Annotated in this window: 17 protein-coding genes; 7 read left to right on the top strand and 10 right to left on the bottom strand. The window is 63.4% G+C overall.

Annotation, left to right across the window (positions count from 1 at the left end; all coding sequences use genetic code 11):
• Positions 1-303: 303 nt before the first annotated feature.
• The gene (locus AAFG13_RS06070; RefSeq protein WP_342711433.1) at positions 304-1,071 is read left to right on the top strand and encodes a hypothetical protein; all 768 of its coding nucleotides are present in this window, start codon (positions 304-306) and stop codon (positions 1,069-1,071) included.
• Between the two features lie 75 nt (positions 1,072-1,146).
• Here AAFG13_RS06070 and AAFG13_RS06065 read toward each other — a convergent pair whose 3' ends face one another.
• A complete protein-coding gene (locus tag AAFG13_RS06065) occupies positions 1,147-1,833 on the bottom strand; it encodes a recombinase family protein (protein WP_342711432.1) in 687 nt (228 codons plus the stop codon).
• Between the two features lie 648 nt (positions 1,834-2,481).
• Here AAFG13_RS06065 and AAFG13_RS06060 point away from each other — a divergent pair.
• Positions 2,482-3,348 carry a DUF2971 domain-containing protein gene (locus AAFG13_RS06060; RefSeq protein ID WP_342711431.1) on the top strand — a complete coding sequence of 289 codons (867 nt, stop codon included), beginning with the start codon at positions 2,482-2,484 and terminating at the stop codon, positions 3,346-3,348.
• A 160-nt stretch (positions 3,349-3,508) separates the two neighbouring features.
• Here AAFG13_RS06060 and AAFG13_RS06055 read toward each other — a convergent pair whose 3' ends face one another.
• Positions 3,509-3,985, bottom strand: a complete 477-nt coding sequence (locus tag AAFG13_RS06055; protein WP_342711430.1) for a hypothetical protein — start codon at positions 3,983-3,985, stop codon at positions 3,509-3,511.
• Positions 3,986-4,315: 330 nt separating this feature from the next.
• Positions 4,316-4,555, bottom strand: a complete 240-nt coding sequence (locus tag AAFG13_RS06050) for a hypothetical protein (RefSeq protein ID WP_342711429.1) — start codon at positions 4,553-4,555, stop codon at positions 4,316-4,318.
• Positions 4,556-4,918: 363 nt separating this feature from the next.
• Between AAFG13_RS06050 and AAFG13_RS06045 the strand changes: the two genes are divergently transcribed.
• Positions 4,919-5,797 carry a methyltransferase domain-containing protein gene (locus tag AAFG13_RS06045; protein ID WP_342713557.1) on the top strand — a complete coding sequence of 293 codons (879 nt, stop codon included), beginning with the start codon at positions 4,919-4,921 and terminating at the stop codon, positions 5,795-5,797.
• Positions 5,798-5,843: 46 nt separating this feature from the next.
• Here AAFG13_RS06045 and AAFG13_RS06040 read toward each other — a convergent pair whose 3' ends face one another.
• The 5 genes from AAFG13_RS06040 to AAFG13_RS06020 form a co-directional block, all read right to left on the bottom strand.
• Positions 5,844-7,145, bottom strand: a complete 1,302-nt coding sequence (locus AAFG13_RS06040) for a hypothetical protein (protein WP_342711428.1) — start codon at positions 7,143-7,145, stop codon at positions 5,844-5,846.
• Positions 7,146-7,311: 166 nt separating this feature from the next.
• Positions 7,312-7,479 (bottom strand): hypothetical protein, encoded by a 168-nt coding sequence (locus tag AAFG13_RS06035; RefSeq protein ID WP_244549469.1) that lies wholly within the window; start codon positions 7,477-7,479, stop codon positions 7,312-7,314.
• A gap of 39 nt (positions 7,480-7,518) precedes the next feature.
• On the bottom strand, positions 7,519-7,719 hold the full coding sequence (locus AAFG13_RS06030) for a hypothetical protein (protein ID WP_050405629.1): 201 nt from the start codon (positions 7,717-7,719) through the stop codon (positions 7,519-7,521).
• A 99-nt stretch (positions 7,720-7,818) separates the two neighbouring features.
• Complete coding sequence (locus AAFG13_RS06025; RefSeq protein ID WP_212315514.1) at positions 7,819-8,067, bottom strand: hypothetical protein; 249 nt, start codon at positions 8,065-8,067, stop codon at positions 7,819-7,821.
• A gap of 52 nt (positions 8,068-8,119) precedes the next feature.
• The gene (locus AAFG13_RS06020) at positions 8,120-8,323 is read right to left on the bottom strand and encodes a hypothetical protein (RefSeq protein ID WP_212314874.1); all 204 of its coding nucleotides are present in this window, start codon (positions 8,321-8,323) and stop codon (positions 8,120-8,122) included.
• Positions 8,324-8,722: 399 nt separating this feature from the next.
• Between AAFG13_RS06020 and AAFG13_RS06015 the strand changes: the two genes are divergently transcribed.
• Positions 8,723-9,535, top strand: coding sequence for a TRAP transporter substrate-binding protein (locus tag AAFG13_RS06015; protein ID WP_342711427.1), 813 nt, complete (start codon positions 8,723-8,725; stop codon positions 9,533-9,535).
• 136 nt (positions 9,536-9,671) lie between these two features.
• Here AAFG13_RS06015 and AAFG13_RS06010 read toward each other — a convergent pair whose 3' ends face one another.
• Complete coding sequence (locus AAFG13_RS06010) at positions 9,672-11,501, bottom strand: FAD-binding protein (RefSeq protein WP_342711426.1); 1,830 nt, start codon at positions 11,499-11,501, stop codon at positions 9,672-9,674.
• Positions 11,502-11,689: 188 nt separating this feature from the next.
• On the opposite strand from AAFG13_RS06010, the gene AAFG13_RS06005 reads away from it, so the two are divergent.
• From AAFG13_RS06005 to AAFG13_RS05995, 3 genes are all read left to right on the top strand, one after another.
• Positions 11,690-12,670, top strand: a complete 981-nt coding sequence (locus tag AAFG13_RS06005; RefSeq protein WP_342711425.1) for a LytTR family DNA-binding domain-containing protein — start codon at positions 11,690-11,692, stop codon at positions 12,668-12,670.
• Positions 12,671-12,943: 273 nt separating this feature from the next.
• Positions 12,944-17,302: an autotransporter domain-containing protein gene (locus tag AAFG13_RS06000; protein WP_342711424.1), complete on the top strand. Its 4,359-nt coding sequence runs from the start codon at positions 12,944-12,946 to the stop codon at positions 17,300-17,302.
• A 139-nt stretch (positions 17,303-17,441) separates the two neighbouring features.
• Positions 17,442-18,260: an alpha/beta hydrolase gene (locus AAFG13_RS05995; RefSeq protein ID WP_342711423.1), complete on the top strand. Its 819-nt coding sequence runs from the start codon at positions 17,442-17,444 to the stop codon at positions 18,258-18,260.
• Here AAFG13_RS05995 and AAFG13_RS05990 read toward each other — a convergent pair.
• Complete coding sequence (locus AAFG13_RS05990; RefSeq protein ID WP_342711422.1) at positions 18,257-19,549, bottom strand: MFS transporter; 1,293 nt, start codon at positions 19,547-19,549, stop codon at positions 18,257-18,259. The two genes, AAFG13_RS05995 and AAFG13_RS05990, sit on opposite strands and share 4 nt — an antisense overlap.
• Between the last annotated feature and the right edge of the window lie 24 nt (positions 19,550-19,573).

Genomic DNA, 19,573 nt, shown 5'->3' with positions numbered 1-19,573 from the left:
TGTGTAGGCGGTGATTTGCGCGGTTCGTTCAAGGTTAATTTGCGTTAACTGATTGATTTTAAGGTGCTTTGCACCGGCCAACCCTTTGGGGCGGCGGGCTCATTCGAGATCATCACAAGTTCGTGATCAGCACCGCTTCGGTGCAGTTTCCAGGCACTTTCCCAGCGCTTTCCGGCGCTGAGTTCCTTGACGAGGTGGCAGTGGCCACCCACGTTGATACCTACAGGCGGGAACAGTCCCGCTGATTTCGAATGCGGAAGGGGATGAGCCCCGCCGCGGATGGGCAAAGGAGGCCCAAAGACCATGGTTCAGCTTCTCATCAAGATCGCCATCCTTCTGTTCGGCAACAACTGGCAGAGCGGGCTCGCCGCTGAAACGGGCATTGCGGATCGCACGCTCCGCCGTTGGATCGCCGGCACAGCTCCCGTGCCCCTCGGCGTCTGGAACGATGTGCTTCAGCTTCTCTCAACCCGCAGTAGCGAGATCGAGCACATGAGGACGCGGCTCGCCGGGCTGCTCCCCGCTCCAGGCAAGGTCTTGCTGCAACCAATTCCGAACACAAGGCCGGACGTCGACATCGACGGTGTCCGCTTCGTCTTGCAAAAGCCGGACGGCAACAACATCGAATGCTTTGCGCAACGTGGCATCTTCGGCGACTTAGGCGCGCAAAGCACCCGCGAGATGGTGATCCTGTTCCAGCGATGCAGCGACAGCTTCTATCGCGCCGCAAGCGTCAAGTTCGAGCTCGGTGAATACGGCAATAGGCTCAACACGATCGTTCTCGGGCCTGAGGACGTTATCGTCACCCCCAATCCCGATGATACGCGCGCGTCTGTCCTCGCGAGCCGAGGTATCATCGACCATCCAGCGCTCGCGGTCCGGTCCGTAAGGCCGGACGATGGCCTGTGGCGAGTTGCGATCAACGGCCCGGGCAACCCGCTCACCGCGATTGACGTCGGCGGCGCCGTCAAGTTGGCCCAGGAGCTGCGTGCGATAGGGGAGATGGATCTGGCCTCAGCGATCGAGAAGGCCACTGGCGAGGCCCGGCAGGCGCAACGGGAGGTCTTCTGATCGAGAAGGGATGATGTCAGCGTGTGCTAGATCGCGCAGTGGCAGGCGCTGGTGCGTTCAATCGGTGCCGGTGCGTCACGCCAGCATGGACCTGATCGACGAAGCCGAGAACTCCGCGCCGCGCTCGTTGCGGTAGCCGAGCTTCTCGAGCTCGGCGGCGATCTCGCGTAGGGATCGATCGGGCCTCGGGGAGCTGCCCCGGAGCCGTCTGGCTTCGGCGACCATCTCGGCGTTGATCTCGACCCACCTCTTGCGGCCTTCGACCTTGCCGCCGGTCCTGCGGCGCTTGCGCTCGCGCGCGCCTCGGAGCTTCGCCACCGTCATCGCCTTGTCGAACTGGGCGACTGCGCCGAGGATCTGTCGCACGAGGACGGCAGTGGGCGTGTCGTCGACGAAGCTGTCGGGCTTGTCGGCCGCGATCAGCGTGATGCCGTCGGCCTGCAGGCGTCGGAAGCCCGTCTCCTGCACAATCAGGTCGCGGGCGAACCGGTTGGCGGTCTCAACGACGATCGTCCTCACGCCGTTGCCGGCGATCTGCTCGAGCGCCGCGGCGAACCCTGGCCGGGTGTCGATCATGTCGTCGCCGGCCACTGCCGGATCATCGTGCCAAGCAACGATGCGATAGCCGGCGCGGTTCGCGTAGGCCTGTATGGCCTTCCGCTGACGAGCCACGCTGTCCTTGTCCTCGCCGATGTTCGCGGCCGAGCTTGTGCGCGTGTAACCGATGGCAGGCTTCCGCTGACGTTTCTCGTGCTCTGACATCAGCTTACATCCTGTTTGTACAGATATCTCAGAATAAATGTACAAATCGCATTGTCAGAGTCAAGGTCCGTTGAAACCTCGACTTCACGTCCTCGTAGCTAGCAGAGCGCTGGCCGTCGCGATGCGCCCCGCATTTTAAAGATGGCCGGCGCGGGGCCGTCCGTCATTTTGTCCCTGATCGGGCGGCCCCCACGCAGGGTTCTCTTCGTCGGCGGGTCGGTGGCCGGGACGGGCTCGATGAGCCGTCCCGGCGGACCGGGATGGTTGCCGAAAAAAATCGACAGGGAGGCGGGCGCCTAACCCCGAGCTTGACCCGGCTTATGCAACCTGAAATTTCCGTGGTAGCTTGCCTCAAACTTGAGGGGGCAACAAATGGTCAAGCAAGATATGTGTCCGATCTGCACCCAGTCGTTCGAGGACGGCGAAGTGCTGGTTGAATACGAAACTTTCGGTGAGAGCAGAACTGGTCGGCTTGGTCACCTCGATTGCGTGCTGAGCTTGTCCGAGGCCGAGGATCGTAGACACCCGCCGCGTAAAAAGTCCGCCCGCTAATGCGATATTGACGCCCGCGCGCTTCGGGCGCGCGGCTCCACGTGTAGCAAGGCGAAGGCCCCCTCGCGAATGTGTTCTGCTCCACGGCAGGAGCGCATGCTTGTGCTGGCTGGCTCACCGTTGCAAATCGACGAACCAATGGTCCTGTATCATTACACTTCCGCAGCTGCCCTCCAGGGCATCATCAGCTCAAGATCCCTATGGGTTTCCGACCATCGATTTCTGAACGATACGACGGAGTTTCTCTACGGGTGGGAGATCGTTTGGGCTGCCTTGAGGAGGCGCGAAGCTGACATCGATCGCGCCTCGCCGTTGGCGTGGTACATCCTTGACTCTTTTCACCAGTCTAACGAGCGCGAACGGGCTCATGCCTTCGTCGGTTCACTGACATCTCAGGGGGACTTGCTCTCGCAATGGCGCGGCTATAACGGAGGGCGAGGCTTCTCGATTGGATTCAACGCCCAGTGGCTTCAGGAGAATGCAGACGCGCAAGGCTTTCACCTCGTCCCTGTCCTCTATGACGCCGACGCGCAACGCGGCGCTGCGGACAATTTGGCCGAATCGCTCGTTAAGGTCCTTTCAAATCAGTCTCGGGAGCAGACTCCGCACAGGAACTCGGAACAAGCACAATCTTGTTGGACGGAGGCCTTGAAGGTCGCGCTGAGCTTCAAGAACAACCATTTTGCCGAAGAACAGGAAACGCGACTAATCTGGATCGGCGTAAGCTGGCCGCCCAGGTTGAAGACGAGGATCGGGCCCGCTGGGCTTGTTCCCTACACAACTTTCCACTTTGACAAGGTCATCAACTCCAAGATCTCGCACCCGCAGAATTTGGGCGTCGAGGAAATCATTGTTGGACCTGCAAACCGAGACCACCAGGTTGCTGCGATCGACGCGTTACTCGCCTCCAATTGCATGCGATTGCAGATCAGGCGATCGTCGATCCCGTACGTCGCTGACTGACGGGCGGCCACCTCCGCCCGGAGCGGCCGGCGCGCCTCAAGCGCGCGGGCCCGTCACTGCTCCCATAGGCACATCTCTCCACGAGACTCAGCGCCACGCTGGCGCGCTTGAGGCGCGCCGCGCTCGTTCCGAGAGGGACACTCAGAGGGTACAAAGGGATTCAGGTGCGTGGGCACACCTCTGGAGGTGCGTGCACCAACCTTTTCGCAGCCAAAAAGGTTGGCCGATGCACCTTTTGACTTTTCTTCAATTTAACTTTCCCCGTATCGAAAAGGCTACTGTGCGCACCTTTTCTAACCAACCGGTAGTGGTTGGAATGACCGCGTCCTTGCTTGCCCCGATCGACTTCAAGGTGCCCGCGCTCTTGGAGTTGGTTCACGACAGTCATGACCGTGAAGCGGGACATCGCAATCTTTTCCGCAATCTCCCGGGTGCCGATCCAGGCTTCTCGCACATTGTCTAAGGCCGTGACCTCGGGCGACACCAAGGTGATGGAGCCCTTATTGCGCCACAGACTAGTTGCGATGACGTAGGCGACCTTCGTGGCGGACGCTGGCAATTCAGGATCAGCCACGACCTGATCAATCCATTCGAACCGCTCTTTGGTGTACAGGTCGCGCTTGTTCTGATCAGCCATCGGCGCGATCCCTCGCTGCCACGGCCGAGCGACTCTTGCGCACCCGATCGGTGCACGGTATATTTTCTCTCGTCATTTCGTGCGGCCCTCCTACGGCCGTACCTGTTGCTGAAGAGCCTCGGCCACCGCTGGAACGGTGTCCGGGGCTTTTTAGTTTTCATGTGGAGTTGGACGCTGATCTCGGCCTTGGTGCACGGGAAGCTGTGACACTTCCCTCGGTCGGCATGCGCAGTTTCGAGGTCGAGAATGTCACGCAACGTTGATTGCGCTGATCATTTTTCGCCCTGTCACGGCGGAGGCCGCGGGTTCGAGTCCCGTCTCTCGCGCCATTTATTTCAATGACTTAGCAGAAATGTCGGTTCCCAAGAGCATCTCTTGGGAGGTCGCCGGAATGCGTTTTTGTGCCTCGGGCAGGTCCGTCCTGATGCGCTGGCCGTGGTCGAAACGGCGGGTGCTCCCGACGTTTGCCGGGCTGCAAGTCTCGCGCAACTTATCGTTGTGATTGACCATTTTTGCCATCGTGTCGATCCTCCCCGCCGCGCCGCCGGCGTCACCCTCGACAACGGTCATCAACTGGTTTCCGCGCCTGCGCGTGTGTCATCCGATGTAACCACATTGCGGTCGACGTTGCCGACGCGGGTTCTGCGATGGCATGCGTCGTCTTCGTCTTCAGCGTCTTGTCGCCGGCGGCGCGATGGCAGCTGACGGAACAGATCCATGTTCTGCGGTTGAGGTCTGTCGCTATCACCCCTGGTGAACGGCGATCGCTCGTCCATGGCGCAGAAACGACATCAGCGGTTCCACCACCTTGCGGAACTCACACGCTTTCGACGGGTCTTAAAGTTGCCGGAGTAAGCGAAGACAGTCAGGACATTCAAACGACGCGAGCGTGGGCGAGGGCCGATGAAGCGAACCTAACACGGAGGCGTGCCGATGAATTGGAGTTCGTGGCTGAACGAATATTACAACGACGAACTGGAAGGAGCGGACGCCGCCTGTCGCAGGGGAGAGTCCGTCTACGACGCGCTCAAATGGATCGACGATCCGTATCTGTGGAACGTGCTGCTCTGGAAGGAATATGATGGCTTCAAGGCCATCAAGGCCGCCATTCCCGATCCGCCTGATGCCGGGACCCAGAAAAACTGGAGCGGTCGTTCCGGGATGGAGTTAGGTGCCGCCGTCATCGAAACCTATCGCTTGTTGCACGATAAGCTCAGGCGTCATCTGGATAAGCCATTCGATGAATGCGAGGTGCTGGACTATGGCTGCGGCTGGGGCAGTGTGCTCCGGTACTTCATGAAGGATGCGCCGCTCCGTAATCTGCATGGGTGTGATCCGCACAAGGGCATCATCCAGGTCGCGCAGCGCTCCAACCCGCACGCCGACATCGTGTTGTCGGACAGCCTGCCGAGACGTCTGCCGTTCAACCAGAAATTCGATGTCGCTTACGCGCTATCGATCTGGACGCACCTCTCGCCTGCCGCAAGCGACACATGCCTGACCGCGGTTCACGATTCTCTGGAGAATCGTGGTCTGTTTCTTCTGACCATTCGGCCGCCGGCATACGCATTCTATGAGCCGATTGCCAAATTGCCCGGCTGGGATCAGCAAAAGATCGCCGAGACTGTGGCGCGGGAGGGATTCTACTTCTATCCGCAAAGCTATCCGGTCGATGGCGAAATGACCTACGGCGAGACGATCATCAGCAAGCGGTACATCGAGACGCACTGGACCGACCGGTTTGATCTCGTTGACGTCGGCATGAACGGGATCTCACCGTATCAGAGCATCATCGTTCTCCGAAAGAAGTAAGGCCACAGGGTCGTATCGGCGTTGCTTGGTCGCGGCTGTCGATCGCTCAGGCCCCGACACCGACCGCATCGACGGGCCGCGTTGACTGTTGCTTATGCTGCGAAGCTTCCGCTCGCCATTCGGGCGTCAGCCACCACAGCAGGAACAGCAGCGCGATCCCGTTCGACATCAGGCTTGTCGTGAGCGGCACGTTCATGATGGCCTGAACGGCGATGCCTGAGGACACCGCGATGAAGCGCGGCGACAGGTGCCGCGAGACCATCGACCCCACCGACAGGATCAGGCCGCATACGAGTGCCGAAACCGGCGCGAGCGCGAGACCGACCGACGCGATGCCCTCGGTGGCGAGGAAGGAGGCGTTGAAATTGCCGTCCCGATAGATCGCTCCGAGCGCCGGGCCGAGCTCGCCGTACGGGCAGGCAGTCACCTGTCGCACGATCGTGATCTGGCAGAACCGGGTCAGGTCGCGGTGTGCGAAGAAGTCGGCATATTGATCAAGGGCGAGCGACGGGATTGCGAGGAAGCGCAGATTGATGGCGCTGAACACGACGTAGTCCCTGTCGGCGCCGAGCACGGCGAACGCCGTGAGCCCAATGATCATGGGAATGAGGAATGTGAGCACCGTGGCCAGCCGCGGGGTGAACCGGCCGAACAGCCAGAACAGAAACGGCAGCCAGATTGGCAACAGCAGCACGGTCTTGTTGTTGACGACCGGATAGAAGCAAAGCGCAAACAGCAACACGCAAGCGGCCTGCATCCATTGCCTGCGCGATGCGAAATGCGCGAACAGATAGGGAAGGACCGCGCCGATCATGATCCCGGTGAGATAATTCAACAGCGCCGGCCGCGTGACGGCGTTGCGGGCTGCACCATAGGGATTGCCGAGACTGGCGCCGTACGAGATGTCGGCGACCAGCACGGCCAAGGACGACGCCAGCAGCAGCAGCGCAATGCGTTTGATCGCCGTTTCGGACAGGCCGGGCCGCCAAACCGGCATATTCTGGAACATCAGGGGGATCATCGCGGCGGCAAGCGCGGCGATCATGGCCCAGCGGGCGATGGCATGCGGATAATCGAACGCGCTGAAGAAGCTGAGCCAGACGAAGCCGAACACCGCTGACAGCAGCGAGAAGCTCACCAGATAACCGAAGCTGAAGCGGCCCGCGATGAACGCCGGGATGAAGACGGCCATGATCGCGGTGCCGAGGATGGCCTCGGCCGTGATGCCGGAGCGCCAGACATGCATCGCCGGGAACGCGTGCCCGCACGCGATCATCGAGGCGGTGCTGAGGACGAGGAACCCAGGGATTGTGACCCCGACAGTCAGGTCGTCGCGCGTCAATTGCATCGGCCCGTCCGAATCGAAAGCTGTGCGACAGCTAGCCGATCGACCTCGGGCTAATCAAGTCAGGCAAGGTTAAGCGACGTCTCGGCCTGTATTGTTATGTTTCCGCCGGGCGATCTGTCACCGCGGCGCCGCATTGAATTCACAAACGCGGAACGCGCCGCCCTGATCAGGCAAAGAATGCGGCGACCGCGTTGAGGTCGGATTGTCCCGGGGCCTCGCCGCGCAAATTCGCGTCGATGATACGGCGGCAAGCGTCAACCGTGTGGGTATCGCCCAGTTCGTTGGCGGCCTCGAGGATCGACCAGACCGTGTCCAGGGGAATGTCGCTCTGCATGGTCGCGTTCGGGTCTGACAGCATCGGCGGCGCCGGGGGTTAGAATTCGAACAGGTCGCGGCCGCGCCGCGCCAGGGTGTGCAGATCCGCCACGGTGCCGCGCACGGCGTTGCAGCGGCGGCATTCGATGATGGTGTCGCCAGACGCATGCGCGGGATCGGCGACCTTGATCGCCAGGCTGCCGCAATCCGTGCAGATGATCTTGAAGCCGGTCGAAATTACTTGCTGCTGCAAATTCATTATGGGCCTGCGCCTCTGTTGATGCCGAGCTTAATGGAACAATTTTTAAAACTGGGGTCGCGGAGCGGATTGCAATCGAACGACCGCGTTAGGAGGCGGTTAAGATTTCGCCGCGGCTGCGCGGTGGCGCGTCAGCCAGACCGCGTATGCAACAACGAGCAGCGGATTGCGGCGCAGGATCGAGAACAAGCTCAGATCGAACGGTCGTCCTTGATCAGGGTGTCGTCGAGGTCGAGCACCAGCGGTAGCGATCTCGCGCGCCCCGGTCTCGGTGGTCCTGCAATCGCCGTAGCCGAACCTGGCGAAGGTCACACCGCCCTGATCGGAGCGCAAGACGATCAGACCCAACAAAAAAGCCGCCCGAAGGCGGCCGCTTTGTCTGCCGAAGCCTGAATACGTTTTAGCGGACCGTCGAGGTGCCCGAGGAGGTGATCGCGACAGGCTTGCCGGCCTTGATGACCTGGTTGGTCTGGGCGGTCTGGGTGAATTCCGCGTTGTTCCGCGCCGAAATGCCGAAAGCCGCAACCCCGATGGCCGCAACGAGGGCAACAACCACAATCTTGAGGTGGGTCGCGCGATCGGCTGAATGGATCGAGTGGTTCATGGTCGCCTCCGGGCGTCTATGCGCCGTCTATGGCAGCTACTGGTAAGCCCCATCTGTTTCCGGATCGTTTCGTGAGTTCCCGGAAATGGTTTCGTGCCACGGGCCGATTGGTTTCACCGTGCCTTGCGTCACAGCGGGAGAGGGCTGAAACTGGCCATGGGCGCGGACTGCGCCTGGGAGAAAAACAATAATGAAAACAAGGAATATGACGCGCCGCCGGATGCTGGGAACCGGCTCCGTGGCAGTTGCCGCCGCGATGTTTGGTAAGCCGTCTCTTGCCGCGGCAGAGTTCGACTTCAAGCTCGGCGTCAACACTCCGGAAACCCATCCGCTAACAATCCGTCTGGCCGAGGGGCCAAGGCGGTCGGTACGCAGTCATCCGGCCGGGTCAACATCACGGTGTTCGCCAACAGCCAGCTCGGCGGTGATCCGGAGATGCTGTCGCAGGTCCGCGCCGGCGGTATCGAACTATTGGCGGCACCCAGCATGACCTTGTCGACGCTGGTGCCGTTGTCGGGGCTGCCCAGCATCGGTTTTGCGTTCCAGTCCTACGATCAGGTCTGGGCGGCGATGGACGGCGGCGTCGGCGGCATCGTCCGCGATGCGATCGCCAGGACCGGCGTCGTGCCGCTGAAGAAGGTCTGGGACAACGGCTTCCGCCAGATCACCTCGTCGTCGAGCCGGCAGCTCAACAGCGTCGACGATCTCAAGGGTTTCAAGATTCGCGTGCCGGTGACGGCATTGCTCACGTCGCTGTTCTCAGGACTTGGCGCGCTGCCGTCGAGCATCTCCTACAGTGAACTCTATTCGGCGCTGCAGACCCACATCGTCGAAGGGCAGGAGAATCCGCTGGCACAGGTCTCGACCGGAAAGCTCTACGAGGTGCAGAAATACTGCGCGCTGTCGAACCATTGCTGGAGCGGCTACTGGATCCTCGGCAACCGCCTCGCGATGGCGGCCCTGCCGCCCGATCTGCTCGAGCTGATCAATGCGGCGTTCGACGCGGCGGCGGTGAAGGAGCGCGCCGATCTGGTCGAGATGGACCGCTCGTTGCAAGCCGAGCTGACCGAGAAGGGCATGACCTTCAACACGCCCGATCCCGTGCAGTTCAGGGCAGCCTTGGTGAAAGCCGGTTTCTACACGCAGTGGCAGAAGACCTATGGCGCGGACGCCTGGGCGGCGCTGGAGAAGTACACCGGCAAGCTGACCTGACGGTGCGAGCGCGGCGATCTCCGGCGTCGCGCTCCACTTACCCCTCTCGCGCGCGAACTCGCTTCGCGACGTTCAAATGAACCGGAGCGAGGCTTCCGGTCGACCTGCAAATCGTCGACGGTTCATATCGGCACGCTCATGGACGCGTCGCCAGCCGCGTAAATCCGTCGTCGCTCCAGTCGTCGCTGCCGACGCCGTGGCGCACGAAGAACAGGCCGGCCGGATCGTACTTCTGCTTGATCTCCAGAAGCCGCTTGTAGTTCGGGCCCCAATAGGCCTGCTGCCACTTCGGTTCGAAGAAGCTGCTTTCCGCAAGATAGGCGCCGCCGTCCGGCGCCACCTTTCCGAGTTCGCCGACCGCCTTCGCGATCCCTGCGGCATTCTTGCGCGCATCGGCCAGATCCGGCTCGTGGCCGCTGAGGCCGGAATAGGCGGGCGGGCCCTCGCTCGCGATGATGGCGAGCACGAAGGCGTCGATCACGGCGGGGTTCGTGGCGGTTTCCCTTGCGGAGGCGATCGCGGCTTCCGATCCGCCGGCCAGCCCTTTCTGGAAGTGCAACTCGACCGTCGCATGCTCGGCGGCCGCCAGCAGGGCTTCGACAAGCCGCGGACGCTCCACGCCGCTCAGCAGCGATGCGCCAAGCCAGAGCGATTCAAAACCGTGGATGAAGTGCCCGGCTTCGCTCAGATTGGCGGCCCAGAACACGTTCTCCGCCGGTGCGCCCGGACGGTCGTCGGAGAGGATCGCCTGCGGAACGCGCTGTCGGATGTAGGCGGCGTCCCAACGGTGCGCTGCCGGACCGGTGCGGATCGATGGCGGACGGGTGAAGGTGAATTCCCCCTCGGCCTCCGTGACGAAGCGAATGAAGGGCCGCCACAGTTCGTCGGCCTGCGGCTTGTCGAGGCCCTGGAACGAAAGCTGGATGTCGAGCACGTTGCCCGGCTTGATGTTGACGATCTCGCCCCAATGGCGGTTATGCAGGCGGTCGGCGTAGAGATCCACGAATGCGCTCACGAGGCGGCGGAATGACGCCTGAGACGCCGCTTTGATCGTCATGTTGGCGAAGCCGAAGACGTCGGGTAGTTCATGGGTGCGCAACGTCAGGCGGGTGACGACGCCAAAGGTGCCGCCACCGCCGCCGCGCAAGGCCCAGAACAGGTCCGGGTTGCTGCGGGTATTTGCGATCCGGACGACGCCGTCCGCGGTGACGATTTCGGCTTCCAACAGGCTCGCCGCGGCGGTGCCGTAGTTCTTCGAGTAGCTGCCGAAGCCGCCGCCCTGCACAAGTCCCGCTACGCCGACGGTTCCACAGCCGCCACCCTGGACATAGCGGCCACCTCGGGTCGTCACCTCATTGTAGACATGCATCCAGATCGCGCCGGCGCCGATGCTGACGGCCGGCTGCGGCGGATCCAGGCAGCCTTGCGGGACGAAGCTGTCGTGCAGCGTGATGTCGTGCATCGCGCGGGTCCAGATCATCAGCGAGTCGGGCGCACTCGATGTGCCGAGATAAGAGTGGCCGCCGCCTCTCACGACCAGCCGCAGATTGTTGTCACGTGCGAAATTGACGGCGGCAACGACGTCACCTGTCGTGCGCGCCGCGACGGCGTAGACACTTGGCTGGGACGCCCATGCATCGAGATAGCCCGTGGTCTGGGTCAGCGCCGGGTCGTCGCCGATGTAGTAGGGGTTCTTCAGCTCCTTGAACACATCGCGGCACGCCGGACCTGAGGGACTGTCCTGACACGCCGCCAGCGGCGACTTCACCGCAATGAGGTGGCCGTCGGTTTGCTCGTTCAGCCGGTTCCAGCTGGCGGCCGACGGCCACTGTGGGTCCGAGGGACGCGTTCGCCGAAACATTTCCGAGGAATTGCTCGCGCCCTGCGCGGCGGCGACCGGCCTCGGTACGATCCAGTGCGCCATCGGCGTCAGCACACCGCCGATCAAGAGTTCGCGACGATTCATCGGCGGGTCACCTGTCCGTGAGCATGGCGGATTTCACGCCCGTCCGCACGGCGCGCCATCCTGTCCTGCGGGACGCCGCACGCCCGCCTGTGATAAGGACCCGATTGCGTGACGGATCGCAATTGGGTCCCGGACCTGACCGCCGGGGCAGGTGACCTGACGAGTTGCAGCATTTACTCCATCCCGACATGTCCACGACGCAGCCAGAGAATTCCATTGAACGCGGCATCGATCGGTGCGTCGAGCGGGGTTGGGATGAGCAAGCGGATTTCGGGGACGAAAATCGCAGCGATGTGACGGCGATCCGACCGGGCGGGGCGAAGCGCGGCTCGATGCTCGCCTACGGTTGGGTGGCGCTGCTGATCGTCGCGAGCGGCGTGGTCAACGTCTTCTCCTCGGTGAGCGAATTCAAACCCTCCGCGGGATTCGCGCCATTGCGCATGCCCGTGCTGCTCGAGCTGACGAGTGCCATTGCCTGGATCCTGTTTCTGCCGCTGCTGCGAAGCGGTATCACCCAATTGCGTGTTGGTCGCAGCCGAGTGACGGACGTCACATGGGCGGTGGCGGCGATGCTGCTTTACGCGGTCGCGCATCTCGTCACAATGGTCGGGTTGCGCAAGCTGCTGCTGGGGGACGGCTATTCCTTTCACTGGGCAACGGCGTTTCCGCATGAACTCCAGAAGGACGTTGTCTCGTCGCTGATGGTGGCCGTGGTAATCTGGCTGATGGACCGCACGGTGTTGGCGTTGCCCGTAACACCGATGCCCGCAACATCAGTGCCGCCGGCTGCCGCGCTCGCACTGCCGTTGGCCGGACCGTCCGTCGAAGCCGCCAATCCCAGTGTGTGGCTGCGGGACGGCGCCACGAGCTTTCGGGTCGACCCTCGCGATATCGTGGCCGTGACGTCTGCGGGCAACTATGTCGAATTTGTCCTCCCCATAGGACGTCGCCTGATCCGCGGCACGCTCGCGCGGGAGGAGGATCGGCTCAGGCCGTTCGGGCTTGTCCGCGTGCATCGGGCGAGGCTGGTGAATCTGGCGCGGGTCGTTGCAGTCGAGCATCGTCCGGCAGGGGACTTCGTCCTGCGGATGGACAATGGCGAGACGATCTCGGGTAGCAAGCGCTATCGGAATGTCGTGGCGAGTTTCACGGAAAATACCAACAGGTAAGTCCCAGGAGACCTGCGCCGACGACGGCCTATCGTTCTGCCGGCGACGTGGCGGGACGAAGTGGGCCTCGCCTTGTGACAAAGAAGGCACATCGTCGCGATTTCGGTTCCAGTTTGGCTTTTTGTCATGCGGCAGGATGTCTCAGGGGATACAACCTCACGCTGAGATTTTCAGTGGCCGCCGATGCGCGGCCCGAGTTGGAATGCCATGCGCGTGTCCGTTGTTGAACGCTTTCGTTTCCCCTTTTTGCAACGGGTAGCCGTAACTCTTGCTTTGCTCGTTGCGTTCGGGACCGGCGCGCGCGCCCAGACGGTGCTGAACGCCAGCGACGGAGCGAGTCTGGTCGCAGCGCTGACGACGATCGATAGCAATCCGGGCCGAAGCTATACGCTCAACATCACGAGCAACATCACGCTGACCGGCGGGACAACGCTGCCCATTATCAATTCGAGCAGCAATGTCACGATCAACGGCGGCAACTTCACGCTCGACGGCGGTGGCGTGCAGCGCGGATTCTTCGTCTACTCGGGCACCGTCGCGGTCAACAATCTGACGATCCAGAATGCCGTGGCCAGGGGCGGCAATGGCGGCAGTGGGTTTGATGGCGGTGGTGGCGGCGGGATGGGCGCCGGCGGAGCGTTGTTCGTTGCCAGCGGCGCCAACGTCACGGTGAGCAATGTTTCGCTCGCCAGCAACCAGGCCAATGGCGGCAATGGTGGCAATTACGGCGCGGGCGGTGGCGGCGGTGGCGGCGGCGGGCTCGGCGGTAATGGCGGTAACGGCGGCAACGCCGGTGGTGGCGGTGGCGGCGGGATTGGCCTCGGCGCAAATGGCGGGGCCGGTGCGGCTGGCACCACGGGTGGCAATGGCGCTGCGGGCATCGCTGTCGGCGCTGCCGGTGGCGGCAGCGGCGCGACCGACACCTTTAGTGGTGCCACGCCAGGCGCAGGGGGCGCGAGTGGAGGTGGTGGCGGCGGTGGGGTCATGGGGATTGGTACCAGTTCTGCCGGCGGCGGTGGTGGAATCGGCGGTGGCGCTGGTACCACCACCGGAGGCTTGAGCGCCGGCGGCGGTGCTGGCGGCTTCGGTGGTGGCGGCGGCGGCAGCAACAACAGCGCGGGTGGAACTGGCGGTTTCGGCGGTGGCGGCGGGAGCGTGCGCTGCTTTGGCGATCCAGGGAAGGGCGGCTTCGGTGGTGGTGGCGGCGGCGCCAGCGGCAATTCCGGTCAGACGTGCGGCAATCTCGGCGGTTTCGGCGCTGGCAACGGCGGTAACGATTCCCAAGGCGGTGCGGGTGGTGGGCTTGGCGCGGGCGGTGCCGTATTTGTCGAGGGTGGCGGAACGCTCAATGTTTCCGGCGCCTTTACCGTCAACGGCAACAGCGTCACCGGCGGAGCAGGTGGTGTCGGTGCCGGCAATGGCTCAGCTCTCGGCACGGGGATGTTCCTGCAGGGCAATGGCACGCTGACCTTCAGTCCTGCGGCCGGTCAGAACCAAACCGTCTCCGATATCATCTCCGACCAAACCGGCAGCGGCGGCACAGGTGTCAATGCCGGCAGCTGGAGTCTCGCCAAGACCGGGCTCGGCACGCTGACGCTCACCGCCGCAAACACCTATTCGGGCGGCACGACCGTGAGCGGTGGTCTGGTCAACTTCAATGCGGCGAACAATTTCGGCTCGGGCAACGTCACGCTCAACGGCGGCGGGCTGCAATGGGCGAGCGGCAACACGGCCGACATCTCGGGTCGGCTGAACGCGATCGGCTCCGGCGGCGCGACGTTCGACTATAACGGCAATGCCGTGACGCTCGCGACGGCATTGACCGGCACAGGCGGCGTGACGGTCGCGAACTCCGGCAGCGGCGGTGCGCTGACCTTCACGGCGGCGGAAAGCTATTCCGGCGGGACGACGATCAATTCCGGCGCGACGCTGGCGCTGTCGAGCGGCGGCAGCATCTCGAATTCGAGCGTCGTGACAGTCAATGGCACATTCGATATTTCGGGATCATCGTCCTTCCTCAACAGGATCGCGACGCTCGCGGGCGGTGGATCGGTTGCGCTCGGCAACGACGCGCTGGTGATTACCGGCGGTTCGACGGAGTTTTCCGGCGCGATCAACGGCTCGCGCACAGGGGGCCTCGAGATCGCCGGCGGAACGCAGACCCTGTCCGGTGCCAACGGCTACTTCGGCTTTACCCAGATCGATGCCGGCGCGACGCTCGCGCTCAAGGGAAACGGCTCGATCGCCAATTCGGTCAATGTCGTGTTCGCTTCGGGCGGCACATTGGATATTTCGCAGACCAACAGCGGTGCCAGCGTCACCGGCCTGTATGACCCGACTGGCCTCAGCATCGTTTCTCTCGGCGCCAAGACGCTGACCATCACCAGCAGGGTAGGCCCCTACGATGGCGTCATCCAGGATGGCGGCATTGGTGGCGGCACCGGCGGCAATGTGACGATCGCCCTTGGCGGCCTGGCGAGATTCGGCGGCGCCAACACCTATACCGGGCTGACCACGATCAACGCCGGCGGCGAGCTCGACCTGATCAGCGGCGGCAGCATTGCGTCCTCAAAGGCCGTAATCAACGATGGCATCTTCGATATATCGCGCGCGGGTGGCGGCGTCTCGATCAACAGTCTTTCCGGGACCAGCATCTTCGGCACCGTGAACCTCGGTGCCAATACGCTCACCTTCACCAATGCCAACGGTACGTTCGCCGGCGTCATTGGGGACGGCGGTGCGGGGGGCGGCGTCGCGATCACCGGCGGCAAGGAAGTCCTGACCGGCGTCAACACCTACACCGGCGCCACCACCGTCACCGGCGGCACCCTTGAAGTGGACGGCACGATCGCCAACTCGCTGAAAGTGACGGTCAATTCCGGCGGCACGTTGAGCGGCACCGGCATCGTCGGTGCTCCGACCGTCGTCTTTTTCCACAATGGCGTCACGTCGACATTGTCAGGTGCCGACCCCGGCGCCACCACCGCCGTTGATGGTACGGTTGTGGTGAAGGAGCCGGTCACCGGCGACACCTTGAGGGGCGGCTTCGTCATTCCGGCACCCACGACCATCATGAGCGGAGGCACGCTTGCGCCCGGGAGTGCTGCAGATCCGACCGGCACACTGACGATCAACGGCGCTCTCGCTTTCCAATCCGGCGCGTTTTATCAGGTGCAGGTGACGCCGACCGCTGCGGCATCGACCAATGTCAACGCTAACGCGACGCTTGGAGGCGCCACCGTCAATGCCGTGTTCGCCAACGGCAGCTACATCTCCAGGCAGTATACGATCCTGAACGCCGCTGGCGGCATATCCGGCACGTTTGCATCCAACATCGTCAATACAAACCTGCCGACGAATTTCAGCGACGCGCTGAGCTACGACGCCACCCATGCCTATCTCAATCTCACGCTAAACTTTGCGCCGCCATCCCCTCCCAACTTTGGCGGCGGCCTTTCCATCAACCAGCAGAACGTCGCGAACACGCTGGTCAATTACTTCAACGCGATCGGCGGCATTGCGACGGTGTTCGGCACGCTGAGCCCGGCGGGCCTGACGCAGGCCTCCGGCGAATTGGCGACCGGCTCGCAGCAGACGACGTTCGATGCCATGAACCTGTTCATGGGGCTGCTCACCGATCCCTTCATGAACCGCACCGGCGGATCAGGGTCGATGCCGGGCGCAACGGGTTATGCGGACGAGGGCGATACGAGCGCCTATGCCGTAACCCGGAAGACCGATGCGTTCGCGATGTTCACCAAGGCACCGCCGATGCCGTTCGTGCCGCGCTGGAGCGTCTGGGCCGCCGGCTTCGGCGGTTCGCAATCCACCAGCGGCAACGCCGTCGTCGGATCGAACGACACCACCAGCAGCGTCTATGGCACGGCGGTCGGTGCCGACTACCAGTTCTCGCCGAACACCGTTGCGGGCTTTGCGATCGCCGGTGGCGGCACCAGCTTCTCCGTCGCGGGCAGCGGCAGCGGCCGGTCCGATCTGTTCCAGGCCGGCGCCTATGTCCGCCACACCGAAGGCGCGGCCTATGTCTCGGCCGCGCTCGCCTATGGCTGGCAGGACATCACTACCAACCGCACCGTGACCGCGGCAGGCGTCGACCAGCTCCGCGCCGAGTTCAATGCCAACGCATATTCGGGGCGGCTCGAGGGTGGCTATCGTTTCGTCGCGCCGTGGATAGGCGGCGTCGGCATCACGCCTTACGCCGCCGGCCAGTTCACGACTTTCGAGTTGCCTGGTTACGCCGAGCGGGTGATCTCGGGCCTCTCGACCTTTGCACTGACCTATGGCGGCAAGAGCCTGACCGACACACGCAGCGAGCTCGGCCTCCGCACCGACAAATCCTTCCCGGTGCTGGACGGCATCCTGACGCTGCGCACGCGTTTCGCCTGGGCGCATGACTATGATCCCAGCCGCTCGGCCGCCGCGACCTTCCAGGCGCTGCCCGGCGCGAGCTTTGTCGTCAACGGCGCCGCACAGGCCAGCGACTCCGCGCTGACCACGGCGTCGCTCGAGATGAACTGGCGAAACGGCTGGTCGGCGGCCGCAACGTTCGAGGGCGAGTTCTCCAACGTCACCTCGAGCTACGCCGGCAAGGGCGTGGTGCGGTATCAGTGGTGAGACGGAAACGTTTTCGTTTCCGTAAGCCTTACATCACGCGCGTGATTACCTGAGGCGTAATCGCGTGCGCGATCTCCCTTTGCGATGGTCGGTGCATTGGCGGCGATGTTGCCGATCGATCTGCAAAGGGACTTCCATCATGGCCAGCAAACCGCTCTATGCGACCGCAAGCGACGGCACAAAACTGTTCGTGCAGGATTGGGGCTCGGGTAAGCCGGTGCTGCTGCTTGCCGCCTGGACGTTCAATTCCAGCGTCTGGGGCAGCCAGATCGTGGCGCTGAACGCCAGGGGCTATCGCTGCGTCGCGCCTGACAGGCGCGGCCATGGCCGTTCCGACCTGCCGATGACGGGATACGATCTCGACACGCTGACCGATGACGTCGCTGCCGCGATCGAACAGCACGATCTCCACGACGTCACGATCGTCGCGCATTCGATGGGATCGATCGAGGCGGTGAACTATCTGGCGCGTCACGGCGCCGGTCGCGTCGCGCGGCTGGTCCTGGTGGCGCCGACCACGCCGTTCATCGTCCAGACCGAGGACAATCCGGTCGCGGTGCCGAGAGCGATGGTCGAGGCGCAGAATGCCGCGATCGCGCAGGACTTCCCGAAATGGATGAGCGAGAACGAGGCGCCGTTCTTCATGCCCGACACGCCCGACGCCACGCGGGCCTGGATCAGGGAGATGATGCTGAGCGTGCCGCTGCCGGTGGCGCTGGCCTGCCGCAGGACGATCTCGTTTGCCGATCTGCGTGCCGCGGCCAAAAGGATCGACCGCCCGACGCTGATCGTGCACGGCGACAAGGATGCCAGCGCGCCGCTCGAGCTGACCGGCGCGAAGACGGCGGCTCTGATCAAGGGAAGCAAGTTCGCCGTCTATGAAGGCGCGCCGCACGCTCTGCCTCTGACGCACAGTGCGCGCCTGATGGCCGACCTGATGGCCTTCATGGACGCCTAGCTGGCGCGAGCGATATCGGCGCGGATCCAGCGCGCCGCCCAGACGAACAGCAGCGCGCCCAGCGTCGTCGTCACCGCGGCCGACAGCAGCGAGTAGCGAACCGCATCCGTGCCGTATGTGCCCTTCAGGGCGTCGTTGATCATGCCGACGGCGAGGGGACCGACGCCCTGGCCGAAGCAGGTCGCGGTGAGCAGCACGATCGCCGAGGCCAGCGCCCGCATGCTGGGCTTTGCGACCGTCTGGGCGATCGCAAAGATCGGGCCGAGACGGAAGCCGACCATGAACGAGGTCAGCGCCAGCGTCGCGACCATCAGCGTGAAGCTTTGCGTCAGCATGCACAGCGCGAAGACAGGACCGGCGAGGCCCGACATGATCGCGGGCGCCCACAGCTTCCAGCGGTCGTCGCGGCGGCCGATCTGCGCCACCACGAGGCCGCCGATCAGCGTGCCCGCCATGCCGGCGAGGCCCTTGAAGGTGCCGGCATAGGTGCCGATCTCGGCGCTGGTCAGATGATGGATGCGGGCCAGGAACGGCGGGATCCACACCGCGGTGGCGTAGTTGGTGTAGGTCGTAAGACAGAAGCCGACCAGCACGATGACGAAGCTCGGCTGCGACATCAGGAAGCCCAGCGTCGGACCGATCGGCTCGGCCTTGAAGGTCTCGGCCATCGCGCCGCGCTTCGGCTCGGAGATCGTCAGCCACAGCACCGCGGCGAGCGCGATGCCGGGCAGGCCCGCAGTGAAGAAGGCCATCCGCCAGCCATAGTGCTGATTGACGTAACCGCCGATAAAATAGCCGAGGAAGACGCCGAGATAGGTGCCGATCGCGTAGATGCCGAGCGCGCGCGGACGCTCGTTCTTGTCGAACAGATCGGCGATCATCGATTGCGAGGCCGGCGTGCCTGCGGATTCCCCGATGCCGACGCCGACCCGCGCCATTGCCAGCGTCGTGACGCTGGAGGCCATGCCGCAGAGATAGGTCATCGCGCTCCAGAACGCGAAGGCTGCCGCGACGATGTTGCGGCGATTGAGGCGATCGGCCATCCGCGCAATCGGAATGCCGAGCAGCGAATAGAACAGCACGAAGCCGAACCCGGCGAGCAGGCCCATCGTGGTGTCGCTGAGCGCGAACTCCTTCTTGATCGGCTCGATCAGCACATTGAAGATCGTGCGGTCGAGGAAGTTGAGGGCGTAGATGATCGTGAGCAGGGCGAGGACGTAATAGCGGCGGGCAGCAGGCCTGGCGCTGACTTGCGCTTGCGCAGCCGCCTGCGGTGCGACATCGACCATGACTTCCTCCCCCGACGATCTCTT

The sequence above is a fragment of the Bradyrhizobium sp. B124 genome, from assembly GCF_038967635.1.
GTDB lineage: Bacteria > Pseudomonadota > Alphaproteobacteria > Rhizobiales > Xanthobacteraceae > Bradyrhizobium.
Note: the sequence above shows the minus strand (reverse complement) of the source record. Positions and strands in the feature narration are given on the sequence as shown.

Coding starts and splice junctions, on each gene's coding strand:
- AAFG13_RS06055 (WP_342711430.1), bottom strand. CDS start 3,985: ATGGCTGATCAGAACAAGCGCGACCTGTACACCAAAGAGCGGTTCGAA.
- AAFG13_RS06040 (WP_342711428.1), bottom strand. CDS start 7,145: ATGCAATTGACGCGCGACGACCTGACTGTCGGGGTCACAATCCCTGGG.
- AAFG13_RS05990 (WP_342711422.1), bottom strand. CDS start 19,549: ATGGTCGATGTCGCACCGCAGGCGGCTGCGCAAGCGCAAGTCAGCGCC.
- AAFG13_RS06035 (WP_244549469.1), bottom strand. CDS start 7,479: ATGCAGAGCGACATTCCCCTGGACACGGTCTGGTCGATCCTCGAGGCC.
- AAFG13_RS06050 (WP_342711429.1), bottom strand. CDS start 4,555: ATGACCGTTGTCGAGGGTGACGCCGGCGGCGCGGCGGGGAGGATCGAC.
- AAFG13_RS06010 (WP_342711426.1), bottom strand. CDS start 11,501: ATGAATCGTCGCGAACTCTTGATCGGCGGTGTGCTGACGCCGATGGCG.
- AAFG13_RS06060 (WP_342711431.1), top strand. CDS start 2,482: ATGCTTGTGCTGGCTGGCTCACCGTTGCAAATCGACGAACCAATGGTC.
- AAFG13_RS06070 (WP_342711433.1), top strand. CDS start 304: ATGGTTCAGCTTCTCATCAAGATCGCCATCCTTCTGTTCGGCAACAAC.
- AAFG13_RS06030 (WP_050405629.1), bottom strand. CDS start 7,719: ATGAATTTGCAGCAGCAAGTAATTTCGACCGGCTTCAAGATCATCTGC.
- AAFG13_RS06045 (WP_342713557.1), top strand. CDS start 4,919: ATGAATTGGAGTTCGTGGCTGAACGAATATTACAACGACGAACTGGAA.
- AAFG13_RS06065 (WP_342711432.1), bottom strand. CDS start 1,833: ATGTCAGAGCACGAGAAACGTCAGCGGAAGCCTGCCATCGGTTACACG.
- AAFG13_RS06005 (WP_342711425.1), top strand. CDS start 11,690: ATGTCCACGACGCAGCCAGAGAATTCCATTGAACGCGGCATCGATCGG.
- AAFG13_RS06020 (WP_212314874.1), bottom strand. CDS start 8,323: ATGAACCACTCGATCCATTCAGCCGATCGCGCGACCCACCTCAAGATT.
- AAFG13_RS05995 (WP_342711423.1), top strand. CDS start 17,442: ATGGCCAGCAAACCGCTCTATGCGACCGCAAGCGACGGCACAAAACTG.